Genomic DNA, 20,515 nt, shown 5'->3' on the forward strand with positions numbered 1-20,515 from the left:
TGGCGTCATCCCGACCGAAGCAAATGCGGAGTGGAAAGATCTTTGGACTATGTTAAAAGATCTCTCCACTGTGGTCGAGATCACGATTTATCTTACCTGTCACCCAAATCCTTTGTTTTTTCTAAAACTGACCTCTGGGAATGATGTACCAAAATTATTTTTTGGTAAAAGATTTACCAAGATCAGTCGCTAAAAAATTCTCAGCATCATCATGATCTGTTGATAGACTCACCTCCATCCATTTCTCCATTTCTGCTGTTCGCGCAGCATCTGCATGCTTTAACATTCCAATAGCTTCACTTCCAAATACCAGGTGTATTGGCGGTTCAGGGTTTTCTACCAGTGCCAGCATGGCTTTCGCTGCTTTTTGCGGATCGCCCATCGGTACAAAGTTACCACTTTGGAAAAAATCTGAGCGTTTTTCTACGGTAGATTCATACCCTTCAACAGAAGGTGCATATGACATTGAGGCACCAGCCCAATCGGTACGAAAACCGCCAGGCTCTACACTGGTTACATAAATACCTAAATCTACTACTTCTTTTGCCAGCGCTTCACTAAAGCCGCTCAGTCCAAACTTTGCAGCCTGGTAAATGCTTACTCCGGCATTACCTACGCGCCCGCCTATCGAGCTGATTTGAAGGATTCTACCGGAACGTTGCTTGCGCATAAATGGCAATACAGCTCTTGTAATTTCGATCGGTGCATATAAATTTGTTTCCAACTGACTGCGCACCTGCTCTTCAGTAAAAGCCTCGGCTGCACCAACAATACCAAAACCAGCATTGTTAACCAAAACATCTATTTTACCAAAATGGGCTACAGCCGATTCTACCGCCAGGTGTACCTGATCGTAATCGGTAACATCTAAAGTGAGCGGAAAAATCTGATCCGGATATTCTTCTACAAAATCTTTTAAAGCGGCTGTATTTCTTGCTGTTGCCGCAACTAAGTCGCCTTTTGCCAATACTTGTGCTGTTAGGTCACGTCCCAATCCGCGGGAGCTACCGGTTATAAACCAAACTTTTTTCATTTTTTCTATATTTTATAAATCAAAGGTAGATGGATTGGCGAGTAGAAGTTTTGCTTAAAAGCTCAATTTACTTTGTTAAAAAGCTCACACTGCTTTATCAGAACTTTTCTCACAATTTGATGTTGATTGAATAGATAATCATAAACATGATGGCGAAAGAAAAGAAAAAAGGCAAAAAGAAAAAGGATAAAAAGAAAGGCAAGAAAAAAAATAAATTAGGCGTTAAAAATTCGTTGGTCAACAACATCAATGCCCGGCGGAAAAAAGGGAAATCAAGATCGAAGAAAAAATCTAAAATAAGTAAAAAGGCCTACAAAAAAATGCAAAAAGGCTGGAAAAAATAGCCATTGATGTTTGCCTGACCAGATTTCCGGTGCAGGCAGTTAGCTAAAAAGCCTTCAGGCAATCATGATCAACTTTAATTACCGCTTAGGCAGCACATGGTTTTCCTTCGCCCAGGCCTGCCATTTAGCATTCAGTTCTTTTACCTTATCCGGATGCTGTGCTGCAACGTCATTCAATTCTGTCTGATCATTTTTGATATTATAGAGGTGTTGTGTTGAATCGCCGGATAGGTTAACCATTTTCCAATCGCCAGCGCGTACAAAACCTGCGTTAAAATGTTCGTTAAACAAAATTTCGTGTCCGTTTGATATTTTTCCTTTTAAAGCCGGTACTAAACTTAAACCCTGCAGGGGTTTAATGGTATTGCCTTTATAACTGCCCGGATACTTCGCATGGGCAAGTTCAACAAATGTGGCCATAAAATCCATTACATGCCCCACCTGATCGGTATAACTGCCTTTTTTAGCGGCAATACCTTTTGGCCAGAAAGCGATCATAGGTGTATGCACACCACCTTCGTACGATTGTGCTTTTGCCAGTTGATAGGGCGTATTGGCTACATTTGCCCAAATTGGCCCGATTGAGGTATAACTGGTTTGTGGGCCCGGCATTACCTTTTTATAAATGGGATAGACAATTTTTTCACCTGCCCGTGTTTCACTTGGCCGGTCGAAACCTGGCCCATAACGCATCGCATCTTCAGGACTTGCGCCATTATCGCTCAAAAAGACAATCAATGTATTATCCAATTGATCAGTTTCTTTTAAGGCTTTAATAATCCGGCCAATACCCTGGTCCATCCTGTCAATCATTGCTGCATGTACGGCCATAGCCATTTCATCAAAAGCCTTTGTGGGATTGTCTTCCCATTTCACAGTTGATTGTCGTGGAGAAAGCGGGGCTGTTTTAGGATCGATCAAACCCATCGCCACCATCCGTTTGTATCTCGCTTCACGAATGGCATCCCAGCCCACTTTATAGGTATCTTTATACTTCGCGATATCTTCTGGTTTTGCCTGTAATGGCCAATGCGGGGCATTTTCAGCTACATACAGGAAAAAGGGTTTATCGCCTTTGCTAAATTCACGAATGTAAGTTGCAGCAGTATCATTAATGGCATCGGTATGGTAATAATTTTTAGGTACATCTTTAATCGGCGTTGTGCCACTTACCAGGCTAAAAGGATCAAAAAAATCGACCACCCCCCAGAGTGTTCCGAAGAATTTCTCAAAGCCTCTGCTGGTTGGGTATTGATCAATCGGAGAAAACAAAGGAAAAGATGTTTTATGGTTCAGCCAATCTAACTGCGCTTGCGGTGTAGGCTGTTCTATGGTGTTCGAAACATGCCACTTACCCGACATTGCCGTTCTGTATCCTGCATCTTTTAAAACTTCTGCCAGCGTTACTGTATTTTTAGTAATTGCTCCACGATATCCTTCTAGGCCACGATCGGTAGTCATTTCGCCTATACCAGCATTGTGGTTGTAAAGCCCGGTTAATAAAGCAGCTCGTGTTGGACAGCAGCGAGAGGTATTATAAAAGCTTTTGAAGCGAACACCCTGGCTAGCCAGATAATCAATATTTGGTGTTTTAATTTCTCCACCATAACAGCCGATATCAGAAAAACCGAGATCATCAGCCAGGATGACAATGATATTAGGTCTTTTATCAATCACTTTTTTTGGTTTAGGCTTATTAATAAAAGCAGTCAAAACAGCTAAGAGAAAAATTAAAAACAGGCCGGAATATTTGGTAAATGTGCGCATAGTAACCTAAATTAAGATAAAAACTCGAAAGATCTGATTTCATCAATTAATTTGTTGCAAACACAGCTAAATCGTTTTATAAGCACTGATAAAAATCTCAGCGCTTCATTAAACATACTCGGTCTTCGTTTTGTGATAGGTAAAATAGGATAGCAATAACACAATTAAAAATACAACCGGACCAACACGGTTATTGATCGGATCGCCCGAAGCCGTATGTGCAATAAATGCCGAGACAAATGTAAATGCAAAACCGGCGTATGCCCATTCTTTCCATTGCCCTTTTATCGGTAACAGCAATAAAACAGCGCCTAAAATTTTGGCAACGGCTAATTCAACCCTGAAATAATCAGGAAAGCCTAAGTGATGAAAAGCCTGTTTAATGGTTTCGTTGGTAAGATAAGAATAGGCCGAGAAAGTCATCATTAACGAAACTAAAGCAGTGGATATCCAATAGATAATTTTGATTGTTTTTGTTTTCATATTATTTTTTTTGTGCAAACTTATGTAGTTTTACTATCTAAAAGATACTAGTATCCAAAAGGATAGTGCTATCCTTTATGAAAGCTTATACCTTTGTAGCATGGTACCAAGAAAAGAACACCGTAATAAGGAAACCTGTATCTCAAGTTTAAATGCGGTAAAAGACGCACTCTATGTGTTAAATGGTAAATGGAAGCTTCCACTCATTATTTCTTTGCAGGAAGGACCGCAGCGTTTTAATGAAATCCAAAAATCGCTTGGAGAAATTACGCCCAAAATTTTATCAAAAGAACTTAAAGATCTGGAATTAAATGAATTTGTAATCCGAAGAGTATTTTCTACCACTCCGGTTACTGTAACTTACGAACTTACCCCCTACAGCGAATCGCTTGAAAGAGTAATTGATGAATTAAGAGATTGGGGGCTAAAACATCGCGAACGGTTGGTTAAAAATAGAAGAACCGAATCGGTTGCGGCAGAAATGAGTACTCCTCTTTAGCCCACCAAATTTAATCGCATATACCATTCGTATTTACCAAAAAAAGCAAAAAACCGATAATGATAAAATTCGGCTATCTTTGTACAAAATAAAATCGATGGCGGTATTACATAAAAAAGAAGAAAAAATTCAGGCAGTGCTGGGTAGGTTGCCTAAAAAATATACAGACGAACAATTTGTAGAGATGTTTATCAGACTTTACTCTAAAGATTGGGGCAAAATAAAATCAGCTTATATTAAACAATCTCAGGATAAAGAACCTGGAACCATCATCAATATGCCTAAACCAGAGGTATATTTACGACAGATCCTGGCAAACTATCTACAACAAGATCATGCTCCGAAAGCAGTAGAGGTTAAAGAAGAACCTGTTGTTGAAGCCCCTGTTACTGAAGTAAAAAAAGCGAAGGCCCCAGCTAAGAAGAAGGAAGTTATAGCGAAAGAAGTACCTACTGAGGTAAAAAAAGCAAAAGCACCTGCTAAAAAGAAAGTAGAAGCAATTGAAGAACCAGCAGCAGAAGTTAAAAAAGCAAAAGCGCCAGCCAAGAAAAAAGTTGAAGCGATTGAAGAAACTCCAGTAGTTGAAAAGAAAGCAAAAGCAGCAGCAAAAAAGCCGGCAGCAAAAAAATAAAAAATATTTTACATCATATATAATAAATCACCTTTTTGGTTGTTTATATATATGAGAGCGTTAATTTAGATGACGGGGATAGGTCGGTATGATTTATCCCCGTTCTTTTTTGGCCATTTTTTCCTTTTATATATCTTTATTATTTTGGGGATTGTTTTTTTTTATAAAAATCAATATGAATAACAGAGACTTTAAATGGACATAAATGGTAGCGAGTATCGTCATTTCGACCGCAGTGGAAATCTTTTAAATTCATTTAAATAATTTGCTTCAAAGATCTCTCCATTCCGTTGCACTCCAATCGAGATGACGACGCAACTATTGTAATCTGTAAATGGGTAACAAGGCGAAGAATCTTTCTGCCATACTATAATTCGTTTTTAGCGACTCCCAGTTCTACACACAATTGTAAACTTTATTCTTTTAATTGGCATATCGGGAAAAGTCGATATACATTTGTGCCATGGATCAAGTAGAAATATTCAAAGCCCTTTCCAACAAAACACGTTTACAGATTTTAGGCTGGCTAAAAGAGCCCGAGCTGCATTTTCCAGAACAGCCAAATGCCGATTTTGAAAATGTTGGTGTTTGTGTTGGGCAGATTCAACTTAAAAGTGGCTTATCACAAAGTACCATTTCCGAATACCTGTCTATTTTACAGCGCGCTGATTTAATCAGTTCCACTCGCGTAGGTCAATGGACTTATTACAAACGCAATAAAGAAGGCTTAGAAAAATTAAGCGAAATCATCAATACCGAATTATAATTTAGAAACATATGAACACAGATAGTTTATTCAGGCCTTTTAGCCTTAAAACATTAAATATCAAAAATAGAATCGTAATGGCGCCGATGACGCGTTCGTTTTCTCCTGGCGGAGTTCCGACGCCAGAAGTTGCAGCATATTACGCAAAGAGAGCAGCTGGTGAAGTGGGTTTAATTTTATCGGAAGGAACCGTAATTAACCGCCCATCATCTTCGGCCGATCCAAATATCCCACACTTTTACGGTACTGAGGCTTTGGCAGGCTGGGAGAATGTGATTAAAAGCGTGCACCAGGCTGGCGGTAAAATGGGACCGCAAATCTGGCACCAGGGCATTATGGATAACCACGCATCGGGTTGGTTACCAAGCACACCTTTCGAAGGTCCATCAGGCTTAAACAAACCGGGTTTTGAAAATGGGGTGCCGATGACCGATGCTGCTATTGCAGATACGATTGCTGCTTTTGGCCAGGCTGCTGCTGATGCCAAAGCTTTAGGTTTCGATACTGTTGAAATACATGGGCGCACACCAATATTTGATTGATCAGTTTTTTTGGGACGGTACAAATAACCGTACCGATATTTATGGTGGTAAAACCTTAGCTGAGCGTACCCATTTTGGCGTTGAAGTAATTAAAGAGGTCCGTAAAAGAGTTGGTGAAGATTTCGCTCTAATTATCCGCTTATCACAATTTAAACCTGCTGCCTACGATTTTAAACTGGCTAAAAATGAGCAGGAAATGGAACAATGGTTAACGCCATTGGCCGATGCCGGAATTGATATTTTCCACTGTTCGCAACGCCGTTTCTGGGAACCTGAATTTGAAGGCTCTGACTTAAATTTTGCAGGCTGGGCTAAAAAAGTAACCGGAAAAGCTACGATCTCGGTGGGCTCGGTTGGTTTGGATGGCGATTTCTTTGGTGCATTTGCTGGTCAAAGTTCACAACCTAGCTCACTAGACGAATTGGTACGCAGAATGGACCGTGGCGACTTCGATTTAGTAGCCGTTGGCCGTCCGCTTTTAGCAGATCCTAACTGGGTAGAAAAAATTAAATATAACCGTACAGCAGAATTGAAAGGCTTTAGCAAAGAAGCTTTAATGGAATTGGTATAAAAACCATATTTTTTCTTTTTAAGTTTAGAAAGGCATCCCGAAAGGGATGCTTTTTTGTTACAACAATTCCGTCATTTCGAGCGAAGTAAAACGCAGCCGAGAAATCTAAGTAAGGTGTTAAAAATCTCCCTTTCCGAAAGTTCGGGACTGCGTTTCAAACAGCTTTCTCGCCACGCCAGATGTTACCATGGCATTGAGTTTAGAAATAATTTTTCTGCCACAGAAGCACTGAAGGCTCGGAATTTTTCTTGATAATTAGAAAAACAATGCCTGTGGCACTTCGGTTACGACAGCCCCGCCCTTTGCTTAATCCGACTGAAAAAGTCGGGATAACGCTGCCGGTCGGGTTTATTTTACCTCTGATAGTAGCATTACATTAGCCACCTAAACCCGATCAAAGCGGGATGCACCCGATTTAAGCACTTATTTTTGTTGTTTTATGGTGTGCTTGATTGTTTCACAGGTTTCATCGGGTGCAGAAGCGGGAGCGGGACTACAACAACCTAAAAGCTTCTACCATTGCTTTCCAAAAAAATCTTAACCTTTTTCCCGTGGTGCCAGATATTTTTATCTGACACAAGACCTAATCTTCAATCCATTTAATTCTAATGAAATCAGTCAGATGGTAACATCTGACTGCACATCTACGGAATGAAGAGATCTTTATCAATTTAGCTATTAGCGATCTTTGTAAGATTGCTTCATACCTCACAATGATGATTTTTTTCTTAAATTCACCTCATTAAAAAATTGATCATCCCATGTCGAACATTAAGCTCATTATCGAAGAAAGGCCCGCAAATATTGGCAATTTTATGGTTGGCAGACTCCTGCCTTTCAGAGAGAAACGTATGGTTGGTCCCTTTTCTTTTATCGACCACATGGGTCCTGCTGCCATGAGCGATCATGAAAATCTTGATGTTCCACCCCATCCACACATCGGCTTATCTACCTTAACCTTTTTGTTCGAGGGCGAGATTACACACAAAGACAGTTTAGGATCAGATATTGTGATTAAACCCGGGCAGGTAAACTGGATGACCTCGGGCAGCGGTATTGTACATTCAGAAAGAACCCCTGAATACCTTCGCCATACCGATAAAATGCTCCATGGCCTACAGATCTGGGTGGCCTTACCTAAAGATCTGGAACAAATGGACCCTGAATTTTGCCATGTAGAAGGGGCAGACATTCCAGGATGGACACAGGATGGCGTTAATTTTAAATTAATTGCAGGCGAAGCTTTTGGTTATAAATCTCCGGTTCCGGTGTACAGTCCCTTATATTTTTTAGAGTTAAAAAGCACTAAACAGCAAAAGCTAAACATTGGCGATTACCTGTTTGGCGAAAGTGCACTTTATATTTTAGAGGGTGCAATTGAAAGTGAAGGGAATATTTTTAAACCGCGCTTAATTTTAGTTGCCAACGATGCCAAACTGTGCGAATTTACCATGCACGAAAACACCACGGTTTACATTTTCGGAGGTGAACCTTTTCCTGAAGAACGTTTTATTTACTGGAACTTTGTTGCATCAGACAAAGAATTAATCGAAAAAGCCAAGACTAAATGGCTGGAACAAAGCTTTAAACCGGTTCCTGGTGAAACAGGTTTTGTGCCTTTGCCCGACCCCATCCGCAATATTAAACATTAATTCTTTTTAAACAGGTTCATATTTACCGATACGGCCACGCCTGTTGATGATAGCTTAGACTTTCCATAACCTATATCCGTTAACGGAATTTTCATAAAAGGTTTAGCACTAATGCTTAAATTATTATTTATTTTATGCTGAAACTCCACACCAACATTGGCTATACCTAAATAATGCTGGTTCTGGTTCCTTACTTCGAAGTTTTGAGGACCTTGATAAGCGCCATCATAAGAATAGCTGTATTTCTCTTTTAACATTAAATAACTGGATAAGCCCGTACTTACTGAAATAGAATTTCTACGTCCATCAAAAACCTTATAATTCACATTAATCGGTATATCGATTACATCGCAATTGGCATGAATATTTGCTGGATTTACCTTAAAAACGTAATTGCTATTGGGATTGTATTGGCTAAAATCTGAATCGTAAATTTTCTTGGCGTAAACTGCCCCGGTAGTAACACTTAGTTTCCTGGTTAAGAAAAGTGTAGCTTCTACACCAAAACCGCCACTTAAACTGCTTTTACCCGATTTCTGCACACTGGTTAAATCAGGAGCCGCCAGAATACTTAAAACAAACCTTGGTTTTTTCTTAAAAACCGGAGGTTGCATTTTCTCCGATTTTCTTTGCGGAAGGGTAACAACAAGATCCTGTTGTTCAAATTCAACAGGTTTAGTTTTAGCACTTATTTGCGGATTAGACAGCACATTAGCTAAAAGGTTGTGGTTCATATCATCGGTCGCCAAAACTTTGGAAAAATCTTTATTGGCCGAGTTTGTTTTGGCCGCCTTATGATCATTTGTAGGTTTCCTATTTTCTTTATTTTCAGCCAATAAATTCCCCTCACCACCTTTCTCGGTTGAAGTATTGTTTTGTGTTGGTTTTTCGATTAAATCCCCTTTATTATCTAAAGGTTTATTGTTCTCTTTTTCCTTAGCATTTGTATCTGTTTTCACCAGTGGATTGTTTTTGGGTTGATTACCATTCGGCTTAACCAATAAAAACACCACCAGTAACATTGCGGCTATCCCAGCCACAGCAGTTAACCAAATTAGCGGCACTACCCTCCTTTTTGGTGTTGGATGCAATCTCTCCTCCAGATTATCCCAATCTAAATCATTAAAAGGAAGATCGGGATTCTCCAATCCATCCTTAAATAATTTATCTATATCTCTTCCCTCTTTCATTGCATGTTTGTATTTAACCTAACCCCTAAAAGGTTTCTATCTACATCCGAACTCCTCACCTGGTAAGTTTTCGCTTCGGTAGCCTTTAACATTTCCTGTAACTTTTGCCTTGCCTTAAACAGGTTCGACTTCGATGTACCTACCGATATCCCAAGCATTTCGGCAATTTCTTCATGCGTATATCCATCTATGGCAAAAAGGTTAAAAACGGTACGGTAACCCGGGCTCAACTTTTGCACCAATGCCAATAAATCGTGGTAAGCTAACTTATCATATACAGAACTTACCTGCGCAATATTTTCATGATCCATGATATCTACGTGATCAGCAAATTTTAGATTCGCACGATAATAGTCGATAGCTGTATTGGTTATGATACGTCCAAGCCAGGGTAAAAAAGCCTTAGTAGGTTCATATTTATTAATATTCTTAAAAGCTTTGAAAAAGCCATCGTTCAGTATTCCCGCAGCATCTAACCGATCGTTTGCATAACGCAAACAAATACCCATAGCAAAGCCATAGAAATGTTTGTATAGCGCTTTTTGACTATCCCTTTCATTTCTAATGCAGCCCTGAATATGCTTTTGTATAGTACTATCTTCTCTGTCGCGGTTAGCGGTCACAAGTTCTCCTTTCAAAACACATTACGATAAAGATTTACAAAAGGTTGCCTCAAAAAATATTCTTTTTAAAATAACTGTTATTTGTTCGGTTTGGCTAAAAATCTTGTTTTTACAAGCAACCATTTACAACCTGGCGGCGTAATAGCGGCATATCATTTTATTAAAGTTAAAACTAAAAACAAAAATCGTATGCTAATCTACTTAAAAAAAAATCTATTGGTTGTATTGTGTATAGCCATGGTATTTACTGCCTGTAAAAAAAACAGTTCCGACGAACCTACAACTCCGCCGGTTACCAACAACAATAAGGGAATCCAATTGGCAACTGATGCAAAATTTGGATCAGTATTAACGGATAAAGACGGCAAAACCTTATACTTTTTTTCATCTGATGCTGCAGGTACACCAACCTGTACAGGGGGATGTGAAGCGATTTGGCCACTTTATTATTCTGCTGATGCAAGCACAGATCTTAAATTAAACAAAGCCGAAGTTGGCGAAGTTACAAGAGCTGATGGCCGTAAACAAAGCACTTACCGTGGTTATCCATTGTATTATTATGCAGGTGATGCCGCTGCCGGACAAATTAAAGGTGATGGTGTTAGTGGAATCTGGTTTGTAGCCAAGCCTGATTATTCGTTAATGTTGGCTAATGCGCAACTGACGGGGAACAATATCAATTACACCAGTACCTATGCTGTTGGTGATGGAAAAACCATTTACCTTACCGATAATAAAGGCCGTACTTTATATGCTTTTGCACCAGATAAAAATGGTGTAAACACTTATACAAAAAGTGTAATACAAGAAGGGATTTGGCCCGTTTACGAATCTGAAATCCTAAACGTGCCTTCGGCTATAGCTAAAACTGATATTGGCATAATTACAGTAGCTACAATTAACAAAAAACAGTTAACCTATAAGGGATGGCCATTATACTACTGGATATCAGATCTAAAAAGAGGCGATAACAATGGCATAGTAATCGGAAAAGGGCCAGGTTTAACCTGGCCGGTATTGCAACTAAATGCAACAGTTGCTCCAGCGCCATAAATAATTTGGGTTAGGCGGGTAGAATGGTCGGCTTGTGTTTTCACAGCCGGCCTTTTTTATACTTCTAATAAGGCCTGCTTAATTTTTTCGGCAGCCTCTGCCAATTCTTCGTCGGTTGGCTTCAATTTTTCTTTACTGAAATTCATGTCGCTCACATTATTCATCGGGATCAAATGAATATGTGCATGCGGCACTTCTAGCCCAATTACTGAAACGCCCACTTTTTTGCATGGGAAAGCTATTTTTACACCTTTCGCTACAATTTTAGCAAACATCCACAAACCAACGTACAGATCCTCATCCATATCGAAGATATAATCGGTCTCAATTTTCGGGATCACCAAAACATGCCCCGCCGTTAAAGGCTGAACATCTAAAAATGCTAAATATTCTACAGTTTCAGCAACAACATGTGCGCTGATTTCGCCTGCAACAATTTTTGAAAAGATAGTCATTAAGGTGTAGGGTTAAAGGTGTAAGGTTTAGGTTTTTATAGCGGAGAACAGACCTTAAGCCTTAAACCCTCCGCCTTCTACCTTTATCTCGATATCTCGAGCACTTCGAACTGCATTTTACCTGCCGGCACTTCAATTTCAGCAAATTCGCCTACCGATTTACCCAGCAAACCCTGTGCAATTGGCGATTTAACAGAAATTTTTCCTGTTTTTAAATCGGCTTCTGTTTCGGCTACCAACTGGTAAGTCATGATAGCACCGTTTTTAACATTTTTTATTTTAACAATCGATAAGGCGAGTACTTTCGATAAATCTAGTTTAGACTCATCAATTAAACGTGCGTTAGCCAACGTATTCTTTAATTTTGAAATTTTTGCCTCATGCAAACCTTGCGCCTCTTTAGCAGCATCGTATTCTGCATTCTCCGATAAATCACCTTTATCCCTCGCTTCTGCAATTGCTTTAGATATTAGCTGACGACCGGTGGTTGTTAAATAATGAACTTCCTCTTTTAATTTATCTAACCCCTCTTGGGTGTAGTATGTTACCTCTGTCATTGCTCTATTAATTTATTCAAACGCTATAAAAAACAAACAAGACTATATAGTTGGTTTGCTACATAGTCTTGCTTCAATTATAACGAAGATAAAATGTGAAAATTACAAAAGCAAATAAATACGCATGATTTTTATGATTTAAGGATTAATAGGGTTTAATATTCACTAAATAGGAAGAATGAAAACAGGTACATCCATACCCACCCTAAAAATTCTCATATTTAACATTAAAAATACAACATTCAATTCTAACGCATTCAAAAATCTATCATTCTCTCATTCAATCATTTTCTAATTCAATCATTAGTTTTACTTTTAGCTAAAATTATTCGTAAAAATGAAAAAGTTATTCTCTATTGCCCTGCTCGTTTGTTTGAGTGGTTATACTGTTTCTGCCCAGGAACTTTATATGCCCCGAAATATTAAAGCAGCATTTGCTAAGGGCACACGTGCTATGAATGGAAAACCTGGCCCAAATTATTGGCAAAACCATGGTAAATACAACATGGATATTAAGGTAGATGCCGAAACCAAAGTGGTTAGCGGCAAAGAAGAAATTTTATACAGCAACAACAGTCCTGATACTTTAAAAACGCTTGCTATCCGTTTTGTAAACAATTTACATAAACCAACTTCCCCTAGAGGTGGTGCAGTAAGTGAAGATTTTTTAAGTACGGGTTTAAACATCATCTCCTTTTCCGTTGATGGCGAAACTTATCAGGTTGATAGTAAAGCTTGGGGAACAGTAGGAAACGTTAAGCTGAACAAACCATTGTTGCCAAAATCGAAAATTACGGTTAAAATAGCGTGGGATTACCCATTATCAAAAGAAAGTGGTCGCGAGGGGCAGATTGATCCAAACTCTTTCTTTGTGGCTTATAGCTATCCGCGCATATCGGTATATGATGATTATAATGGCTGGGACCGTATTCCACACACCGATAGGGCTGAGTTTTATAACGACTTTAACGATTACGAATTTGCTATTAAAGCCCCTAAAAATTATGTGGTTTATGCAACCGGCGATTTCCTGAATCCGGATGAAGTATTACAGCCTGAAATTGCGGCTCGTTTAAAAAAATCGTATAATGGTGATGAAGTAATCCATATTGCTACCGGTCAGGAAATGAAAGATGGTAAAGTAACCCAGCAAAAAGACTGGAACACCTGGAAATTTGCCGTAAACCACATTACCGATGTTACTTTTGCCCTGAGCAACCACTATGTTTGGGATGGTGCAAGTGTAATTGTAGATAAAAAGACCAACCGCCGCGCAAGCGCTCAGGCTGCTTACAACCCAACTACGGGAACAGATTTTATCAACTCGGTTAAGTACAACCTTAATGCCTTAGATTGGTTCTCGAACAATTGGCCGGGAATTCCCTATCCTTATGTAAAAACCATTGCTTTTCAAGGCTTTGCCGATATGGAGTATCCGATGATGGTGAACGATTCGCAATTTGGTGATCCTGTATTTGCACAACTGGTTCAAGACCATGAAGTGGCGCATACTTACTTTCCTTTCTACATGGGCATTAACGAAACCCGTTACGCCTATATGGACGAAGGATGGGCCACAACATTCGAATATTTAATCGGTATTGCAGAACATGGTAAAGAAGCTGCAGACAGCTTTTACAAAAACTTCAGGGTAAATAAATACATTAACGATAAATCTGCAGAAGAAGATCAACCTGTAATTTCGATGTCTGACCAGGTTTCGGGTTCAGGCTATGGCAATAACTCTTACGGGAAAGCTTCATTATCTTATTTGGCACTTAAAGATCTGTTAGGAGATGACTTATTCAAAAAAGCACTTCATACCTATATGAGCAACTGGAATGGCAAACACCCTATTCCATGGGATTATTTTAACTCAATGAATGCAGGTTCTGGACAGAATTTAAACTGGTTTTTCCAAAATTGGTTCTTTACCAACAATTACCTTGATCTAGCTATTGCTAAAGTAACTTCTGCAAAAGGAAAATCTGCTGTCACCATTAAAAATGTAGGTGGTTTTGCCATTCCATTCGATGTTGTGGTTACTTATACCGATGGAAAAACTGAAACCATTCATAAAACGCCAGCGATTTGGAAAGCAAACCAGAAAGAGGCGAATATAACCGTTAATACAACTAAAAAAATAAAATCAATTGGTTTAGAGAATGGAATTTATGTAGATGCTACGCCAGGGGATAATGTTTGGTCAGCTAAATAGTTGACAGTTCGCAATTTTCAGTTGGCAACTATATCAAACTGCCAACTGAAAACTGTTGACTGAGAACTGCAAACTAATAACTGAGAACCGGCTCGTGTTTAACCGGAAAATTTAACGAGTTAGCAATAAAACACATTTTATTGGCTTCGTGATGCAGCGATGCTGCCAGTTCGTAATGTGCTTTATCGGCAATTAAAACCTGCGGGTGTAGGGTAACTTCTTTAAACCTACCACTACCATCGGCCGATTCTTCCATGGTACCTACAGCCTCATCCTTATAATCAATTACTACAATTTCGTTTTTAGAGCATAAATGTAAATACCAGAGCATATGGCAACTGGATATAGAGGCCAACAACAGGTCTTCGGGATTATATTTAGATTTATCGCCCAGAAAAGCAGAATCAGACGATCCGGAAATATCGGCTTTGCCTTTTACTGAAATTACATAATCGCGATCGTACGAACGGTAATCCATTGTACCCGAGCCTTTATTGCCCGTCCAGGTAACTGTAGTTGAATATAAGTGATCTTTCGGCATGATAAAATTGGTTAGATTGTATAGCCAATTTAAGCAAATAAAACTGAGATTTATACCTTTTTTAGACTTAAGACTGTAAAACATTAAGTTTAAATAGCTATTAAGTTAAGTCCTATTGCTGACAGTCTGAGCTTATCGAAGACCTTTTAAGTAATTGAAAACAAAAAAACATTTGTCCTTCGACAGGTTCAGGATGACAATCTTTTTTTGTTTTCTCCTTAACTTAATGACATTGGAGTAGCACTTCACCCAGGGCTAAACGCCAGAAACAGTAGTTTATTTTAGGTTTTGCAGGCCGCAACCGCACAACATAAACCTGATTGAAATGAAAAGCCCACAGCGTAGCGAGGACTTGCAATGGAAAGCAGGGCAGAACCTTGCCTACTGGCAGTACCTTTGCTTTCCAAAACCAAAATAAAGATAGCTTCCTAGAAACTGAGCGCGCTTAACTTCTCGGCCAAAACCTCCGAAATTTTACGGTACGAATCAAATGTCCAGCCACCCACGTGAGGGGTTAAAATCACTCTGCCGTTACTTTTAAGTTCACTGTACCAAGTCTGCTCACCCAGAGCCGGGAATTTTTCTGTTTGCAGCACATCCAGTCCTGCACCTAAAATCTTTCCTGTTTTAATGGCATTCAACACTGCTGTTGTATTTACAATTTCGCCCCTGGCCGTATTGATAAAGAAAATTGGCTTTTTAAAATGATAGAAATACTCATCATCAATCATTTGTCTGGTTTCAGCCGTTAAGGGAATATGAAGACTCAGCACATCGCTGTGCTTCACAATTTCTTCCATGCTTACCTCGCGGGCAAAAGCATCCGAAAAACCGGTTTTGTATTTATCATAAGCCATTACATCAACTTCGAAACCCGCCAGTTTCTTTGCAAAGCTTTGTCCCATAAAACCATAGCCAATAATCCCTACCTTCTTGCCTTTTAATTCGTAACCACGGTTACCTTCCCTATCCCACACGCCATTCCTGATTTCCATATCGGCCCTTCGGAAATTGTTCATCAATGATAACAGCAAACCCGTAGCATGCTCACCAACGGCATCACAATTCCCTTCGGGAGCATTAATCAATTCGATATTTCTTTCAAAAGCGATCTTATCATCAATATTATCTAACCCTGCCCCTGCCCTGGCTACAAATTTTAAATTTGGGGCAGCAGCAAAGATCTCGGCATCGATCCTAAATTTCGTCCGAACAGCTATGCCTGTATAATCTTTTATTTTATCTAGTGTTTGTTGACGGGTAATCTGTGGTTCATCATCAACCTCGTAGCCCATGGCAATAGCCTGCTCTTTAAACGCAGGGTGTAAATCATCAACAATTAATATCTTATTCATAATGAACAAAAGTAACATTTTGCAAATTGTTCGATTGTAATATTCGTTTATAGTTTTGGTAAAACCGACAACTGCCAATTATTAACTGTGAACTGCAGATTACCCACAAAAATATTACTATAAAATGGCTGTAATAAAATAGTTACGGCTCCTTAATTAAACTTAGTTGACGTTACTTTGTCTCCCTTTATAAAAACACACGAAATTTTATTTTTTAATGAGACTTTTACAATCGAGAACAATACAGATCACCCTTTTACTTTTAAGCTTATCATTTAGTCTTTTCGCACAAACAAGCGGAAAAGCAAAAATTACCGGAATACTTAAAGATGCAAAAACACAAGAAACCATTCCATTTGCTACAGCGATTTTAATTGATAAGGCTACGGCCAAAAATGCGAAAATTGTGCAAACCGATGTAAACGGTGCTTTTGTAATGACTGATATTCCTGCCGGAACTTTTACCTTTAAAATAAGTTTTGTGGGTTACCAAACCATGGTTAGAGATAACGTAGCCATTACCGCTGCCACTGGCACGTTAAACTTTGGCGAGATTAAAATGAACCCTGCAAAAGGCAATGTGCTGAGCGAAATTACTGTAACGGGCCAAAAACAAGGCATGCAAATGGGTATCGATAAAAAGATTTTCGCTGTAGATCAGAGCGTAATTAGCGAAGGTGGCTCAGCAGGCGATTTATTGCAGAATGTACCATCGGTCTCTACCGATATGGATGGCAATGTGAGTTTACGTGGCTCAACAGGTGTTAAAGTATTAATTGATGGAAAGCCATCTTTAATTGCTGGCGGTAATGTAGCCCAGATTCTTCAATCAATCCCAGCCAGCTCTATCGAAAGTGTTGAGGTAATTACCAATCCATCTGCAAAATACGATGCAGAAGGTCAATCGGGGATTATTAACATTGTACTTAAGAAAAATACAAAACTTGGTTTTAACGGTTCTGTTGCACTAACTGCAGGTAACCGAGATAACTATAATGCCAACACCAACTTAAGCTTCCAGAACAGCAAGGTAAATATTTATGGAAACTATGGCTATCGTTACGGTAACCGTTTGGGAGGTGGTTTTCAGGACATTACCTACAAAATACCAAGCAGCTCAACAGCTTTCGCAAATCAAAATACGGTTTCAACCTCTTTAGACAAGGGACACAATGCTAAAGCTGGTTTAGATTATTATTTGGCACCAAAAAGCGTAATCAGCTTGTCGGGTGGTTTTAACTCAAGAGAAAATGAGCGAAACGAGCTGCTGGATATCAGACAATTAAGTTCAAACCAGTCACCAGTTTTATTGAGCAACAGAACCAATAATAATGATGGTTATGGAAAAAGCTATGACCTGAATTTAGATTATGTGCAGAAGTTTAAAAAACCAAAAGAAGAGTTAACCTTCAACTTTGGATACTCGTACGGTACAAACAACAACGACCAGACTTACAGCACCAATACCACAAACCGGAACGGTGTGCCGATTGATGAAACCTTAAGTTTACAGCGAGTTTTTAATACGGGCAATAACACCAATTACAACATCCAGACTGATTATGCATTACCTGTTGGTAAAGCGGGTAAAATTGAAGTTGGTTACCGTAGCCAGATTCGCTTAGGAAACAACGATCAATATGCAGATTCGATTCCTACAAATACGAATACTTATATCAGTAATAATAAGTTAATTAACGGTTTCGATAGTAAGGATCAGGTACACGCACTTTATTTCAATTACCAGAATCAGATTAAAGATTTTGGTTACCAAATTGGATTAAGAGGAGAAGATGCACGTTTAGATACCCATTTAGAAGGCTATACAAACAATGTATTAACTACTGCAGAAGGGAATATCCACTACAAAAGAATATATCCAAGTGTTTTCTTAACACAAAAACTAAAGGGTGATAATCAGCTTCAATTGAGTTATACCCGTCGCGTAAACCGCCCCCGCCCCTGGGATACCAACCCGTTTTTAGATGTTTCGGATCCTTTAAACTATAGAGGTGGTAACCCAAATTTATTACCCGAGGATGTACACTCTTTTGAATTGGGCTATAGTAAATACTGGAAAAAAGTAACCTTAACATCGAGTTTGTATTTCCGCCAAACCAATGATGTCATTCAACGGGTAAGAAGTACGCCTGTTAACGGAATTATTACTTCAACCCCTCAAAATTTAACGAATCAAATTAATAGCGGTTTAGAATTAATTGGCCGTTTTGATCTGATTAAAGCCCTAAACTTCACCACTAACGTAAACTTATATCAGGCTAAGTTTGCTGGTGATGCACGATTTGACATTCCATCAAGCAGTGGCTTTAGCTGGAACGCCAACCTTACCGGAAATTTAACAGTAGTTAAAAATTTATCGTTGCAGGTGCGTGGCGATTATAGGGCGCCAGAAGTGATGGCACAGGGAAAACGTAATGCTATGTATGGGGTTGACGGTGGAGCCAAATACGATTTCCCGAACAAGAAAGCATCTTTAAGTTTCAATGTTAGAGATGTCTTTAATACCAGAAGATGGAGCATGACCACTGAAGATAGAGCCACAATAGTTGATTTTGAACGCCAGTTTCAGGGAACAATGGGAAATTTAACTTTCTCTTACCGCTTTGGAAAAACTACATTTACCGGTACGAATAAAAAGAAGAAAGAAGAGCAGGACAATCGTCCTGATGAAGGATCATTCTAATTTTAACCAAGGGTGCTTAGAAAAATCTAAGCACTTTTTTTTGCACTAAATTTCTTCGATAAAATTCCTTTCTTCTTAAAAACTATAACAAGTTGTTATCTTGCAGCATGGAAGAGATCAACCCCTGGAAAACCTTAGAGAGTGATGTAAAATACGACAACAACTGGATTCGTTTAACCGAACACCAGGTCATTAATCCCTCTGGTGGACAAGGGATTTACGGCACTGTTCATTTTAAAAATCTCGCCATCGGAATCCTCCCTTTAGATGAAGATTACAATACCTGGTTGGTTGGTCAATACCGGTATCCAATTAACGCTTACAGCTGGGAAATTCCAGAAGGCGGTGGGCCATTTCACGAAGCACCATTAGAAAGTGCCCGAAGGGAATTGTTAGAAGAAACGGGCATGAGCGCCAGAAACTGGAAAGAGATCCAAAGGATGCATCTTTCTAATTCCGTAAGCGACGAGTTGAGTATCATCTATATTGCTACCGATTTGATACAAGGTATCGCCATGCCCGAAGAAACCGAAGAACTTGTGATCAAAAAATTACCTTTCGATGAAGCCTATCAAATGGTTATGAACGGAGAGATTACTGATTCGATGAGCGTAGCTGCAATCTTAAAAGCTAAATTAATGATGCTAAATGGTGAATTGTAACCGTGGTAATCACCAAATGTTCCTAACGGAACATAAAAAAATATTATATATTTTTTTCTACCGGGCACATGTCCCGATGGGACATTGCATGATTAAATATTAAAATTATTTGTATTAAATTGTTGAAACAATCCCTGAATATTAAATCATCCCAAAAATTATTGATGTCCCCAGAGAATATCGGCTTATTAGTTCTTTTAATTGTGAGCTGTTATAAAATTAACCTAATACCAAAAAGTATTGTATCAGCGCTTGTTCGATAGAGCCATTTGTTTTAAATTGCTAGTGCAATCCCTAAATGTTAAATCACCCTAAAAATTATTGATGTCCCAGAGGAGTATCGGCTTATTAGTTCTTTTAATTGTGAGCTGTTATAAAATTAACCTAATGCCTAAAAACATTGCATCAGCACTTGTTCGATAGAGCCATTTGTTTTAAATTGCTAGTGCAATCCCTAAATGTTAAATCACCCTAAAAATTATTGATGTCCCAGAGGAGTATCGGCTTATTAGTTCTTTTAATAGTGGGTTGTTATAAAATTTACCTAATACCAAAAAAATATTGCATCAGCACTTGTTCAATAGAGCTATTTGTTTTAAATTGCTAATGCAATCCCTAAATATTAAATCATCCTAAAATTATTGATGTCAGAGGAATATCGGCTTATTAGTTCTTTTAATAGTGGGTTGTTATAAAATTTACCTAATACCAAAAAAATATTGCATCAGCACTTGTTCAATAGAGCTATTTGTTTTAAATTGCTAGTGCAATCCCTAAATGTTAAATCATCGCAAAAATTATTGATGTCCCAGATGAATATCGCTTATCAGTTCTTTTAACCGCGGGTTGTTATAAAATTCACTTAATAC

General features: G+C 38.8%; 18 protein-coding genes and 1 pseudogene. 10 read left to right on the forward strand and 9 right to left on the reverse strand.

From position 1 onward, the window contains the following. Positions 1–154 precede the first annotated feature (154 nt). On the reverse strand, positions 155–1,033 hold the full coding sequence (locus tag QF042_RS25685) for an oxidoreductase (protein WP_307532985.1): 879 nt from the start codon (positions 1,031–1,033) through the stop codon (positions 155–157). Between the two features lie 146 nt (positions 1,034–1,179). Between QF042_RS25685 and QF042_RS25690 the strand changes: the two genes are divergently transcribed. Further along, on the forward strand, positions 1,180–1,377 hold the full coding sequence (locus tag QF042_RS25690) for a hypothetical protein (RefSeq protein ID WP_307532986.1): 198 nt from the start codon (positions 1,180–1,182) through the stop codon (positions 1,375–1,377). Between the two features lie 78 nt (positions 1,378–1,455). On the opposite strand, the gene QF042_RS25695 is transcribed toward QF042_RS25690, so the two are convergent. Continuing rightward, a complete protein-coding gene (locus tag QF042_RS25695) occupies positions 1,456–3,144 on the reverse strand; it encodes an arylsulfatase (RefSeq protein WP_307532988.1) in 1,689 nt (562 codons plus the stop codon). Positions 3,145–3,252: 108 nt separating this feature from the next. Further along, entirely contained in the window at positions 3,253–3,627 is a 375-nt protein-coding gene (locus tag QF042_RS25700; protein WP_307532990.1) for a DoxX family protein, read from the reverse strand. A 100-nt stretch (positions 3,628–3,727) separates the two neighbouring features. Here QF042_RS25700 and QF042_RS25705 point away from each other — a divergent pair, with 100 nt between their 5' ends. The 5 genes and pseudogenes from QF042_RS25705 to QF042_RS25725 all read left to right on the forward strand — a co-directional run bounded on the left by QF042_RS25705 (position 3,728) and on the right by QF042_RS25725 (position 8,288). After that, entirely contained in the window at positions 3,728–4,126 is a 399-nt protein-coding gene (locus QF042_RS25705) for a helix-turn-helix domain-containing protein (RefSeq protein ID WP_307532992.1), read from the forward strand. A gap of 97 nt (positions 4,127–4,223) precedes the next feature. Next, entirely contained in the window at positions 4,224–4,757 is a 534-nt protein-coding gene (locus QF042_RS25710; protein WP_307532994.1) for a hypothetical protein, read from the forward strand. 463 nt (positions 4,758–5,220) lie between these two features. Beyond that, positions 5,221–5,523 carry a helix-turn-helix transcriptional regulator gene (locus tag QF042_RS25715; protein WP_307532996.1) on the forward strand — a complete coding sequence of 101 codons (303 nt, stop codon included), beginning with the start codon at positions 5,221–5,223 and terminating at the stop codon, positions 5,521–5,523. 11 nt (positions 5,524–5,534) lie between these two features. Continuing rightward, positions 5,535–6,636 (forward strand): annotated as a pseudogene (locus tag QF042_RS25720) (NADH:flavin oxidoreductase). 761 nt (positions 6,637–7,397) lie between these two features. Continuing rightward, on the forward strand, positions 7,398–8,288 hold the full coding sequence (locus QF042_RS25725; protein ID WP_307532998.1) for a pirin family protein: 891 nt from the start codon (positions 7,398–7,400) through the stop codon (positions 8,286–8,288). On the opposite strand, the gene QF042_RS25730 is transcribed toward QF042_RS25725, so the two are convergent. Then, the gene (locus QF042_RS25730; protein WP_307533000.1) at positions 8,285–9,478 is read right to left on the reverse strand and encodes a hypothetical protein; all 1,194 of its coding nucleotides are present in this window, start codon (positions 9,476–9,478) and stop codon (positions 8,285–8,287) included. The genes QF042_RS25725 and QF042_RS25730 overlap by 4 nt on opposite strands. Next, the gene (locus QF042_RS25735) at positions 9,475–10,116 is read right to left on the reverse strand and encodes an RNA polymerase sigma factor (RefSeq protein ID WP_307533002.1); all 642 of its coding nucleotides are present in this window, start codon (positions 10,114–10,116) and stop codon (positions 9,475–9,477) included. The genes QF042_RS25730 and QF042_RS25735 overlap by 4 nt, the downstream gene beginning before the upstream one ends. A gap of 174 nt (positions 10,117–10,290) precedes the next feature. Between QF042_RS25735 and QF042_RS25740 the strand changes: the two genes are divergently transcribed. Continuing rightward, entirely contained in the window at positions 10,291–11,154 is an 864-nt protein-coding gene (locus QF042_RS25740) for a hypothetical protein (RefSeq protein ID WP_307533004.1), read from the forward strand. Between the two features lie 56 nt (positions 11,155–11,210). On the opposite strand, the gene QF042_RS25745 is transcribed toward QF042_RS25740, so the two are convergent. After that, on the reverse strand, positions 11,211–11,609 hold the full coding sequence (locus QF042_RS25745) for an HIT family protein (protein WP_307533006.1): 399 nt from the start codon (positions 11,607–11,609) through the stop codon (positions 11,211–11,213). A gap of 83 nt (positions 11,610–11,692) precedes the next feature. Then, entirely contained in the window at positions 11,693–12,166 is a 474-nt protein-coding gene (gene greA / locus QF042_RS25750; protein ID WP_307533008.1) for a transcription elongation factor GreA, read from the reverse strand. 337 nt (positions 12,167–12,503) lie between these two features. Here greA and QF042_RS25755 point away from each other — a divergent pair, with 337 nt between their 5' ends. Further along, positions 12,504–14,384: a M1 family metallopeptidase gene (locus QF042_RS25755; protein ID WP_307533010.1), complete on the forward strand. Its 1,881-nt coding sequence runs from the start codon at positions 12,504–12,506 to the stop codon at positions 14,382–14,384. 73 nt (positions 14,385–14,457) lie between these two features. Here the strand turns inward: QF042_RS25755 and QF042_RS25760 are convergent, their stop codons facing one another. Continuing rightward, on the reverse strand, positions 14,458–14,925 hold the full coding sequence (locus tag QF042_RS25760) for an OsmC family protein (RefSeq protein ID WP_307533012.1): 468 nt from the start codon (positions 14,923–14,925) through the stop codon (positions 14,458–14,460). 428 nt (positions 14,926–15,353) lie between these two features. Next, entirely contained in the window at positions 15,354–16,280 is a 927-nt protein-coding gene (locus tag QF042_RS25765; RefSeq protein WP_307533014.1) for an NAD(P)-dependent oxidoreductase, read from the reverse strand. A 217-nt stretch (positions 16,281–16,497) separates the two neighbouring features. Between QF042_RS25765 and QF042_RS25770 the strand changes: the two genes are divergently transcribed. After that, positions 16,498–18,984, forward strand: a complete 2,487-nt coding sequence (locus tag QF042_RS25770; protein WP_307533016.1) for a TonB-dependent receptor domain-containing protein — start codon at positions 16,498–16,500, stop codon at positions 18,982–18,984. 107 nt (positions 18,985–19,091) lie between these two features. Beyond that, the gene (locus QF042_RS25775; RefSeq protein WP_307533018.1) at positions 19,092–19,646 is read left to right on the forward strand and encodes an NUDIX hydrolase; all 555 of its coding nucleotides are present in this window, start codon (positions 19,092–19,094) and stop codon (positions 19,644–19,646) included. Positions 19,647–20,515 lie beyond the last annotated feature (869 nt).

The organism is Pedobacter sp. W3I1, assembly GCF_030816015.1.
GTDB lineage: Bacteria > Bacteroidota > Bacteroidia > Sphingobacteriales > Sphingobacteriaceae > Pedobacter.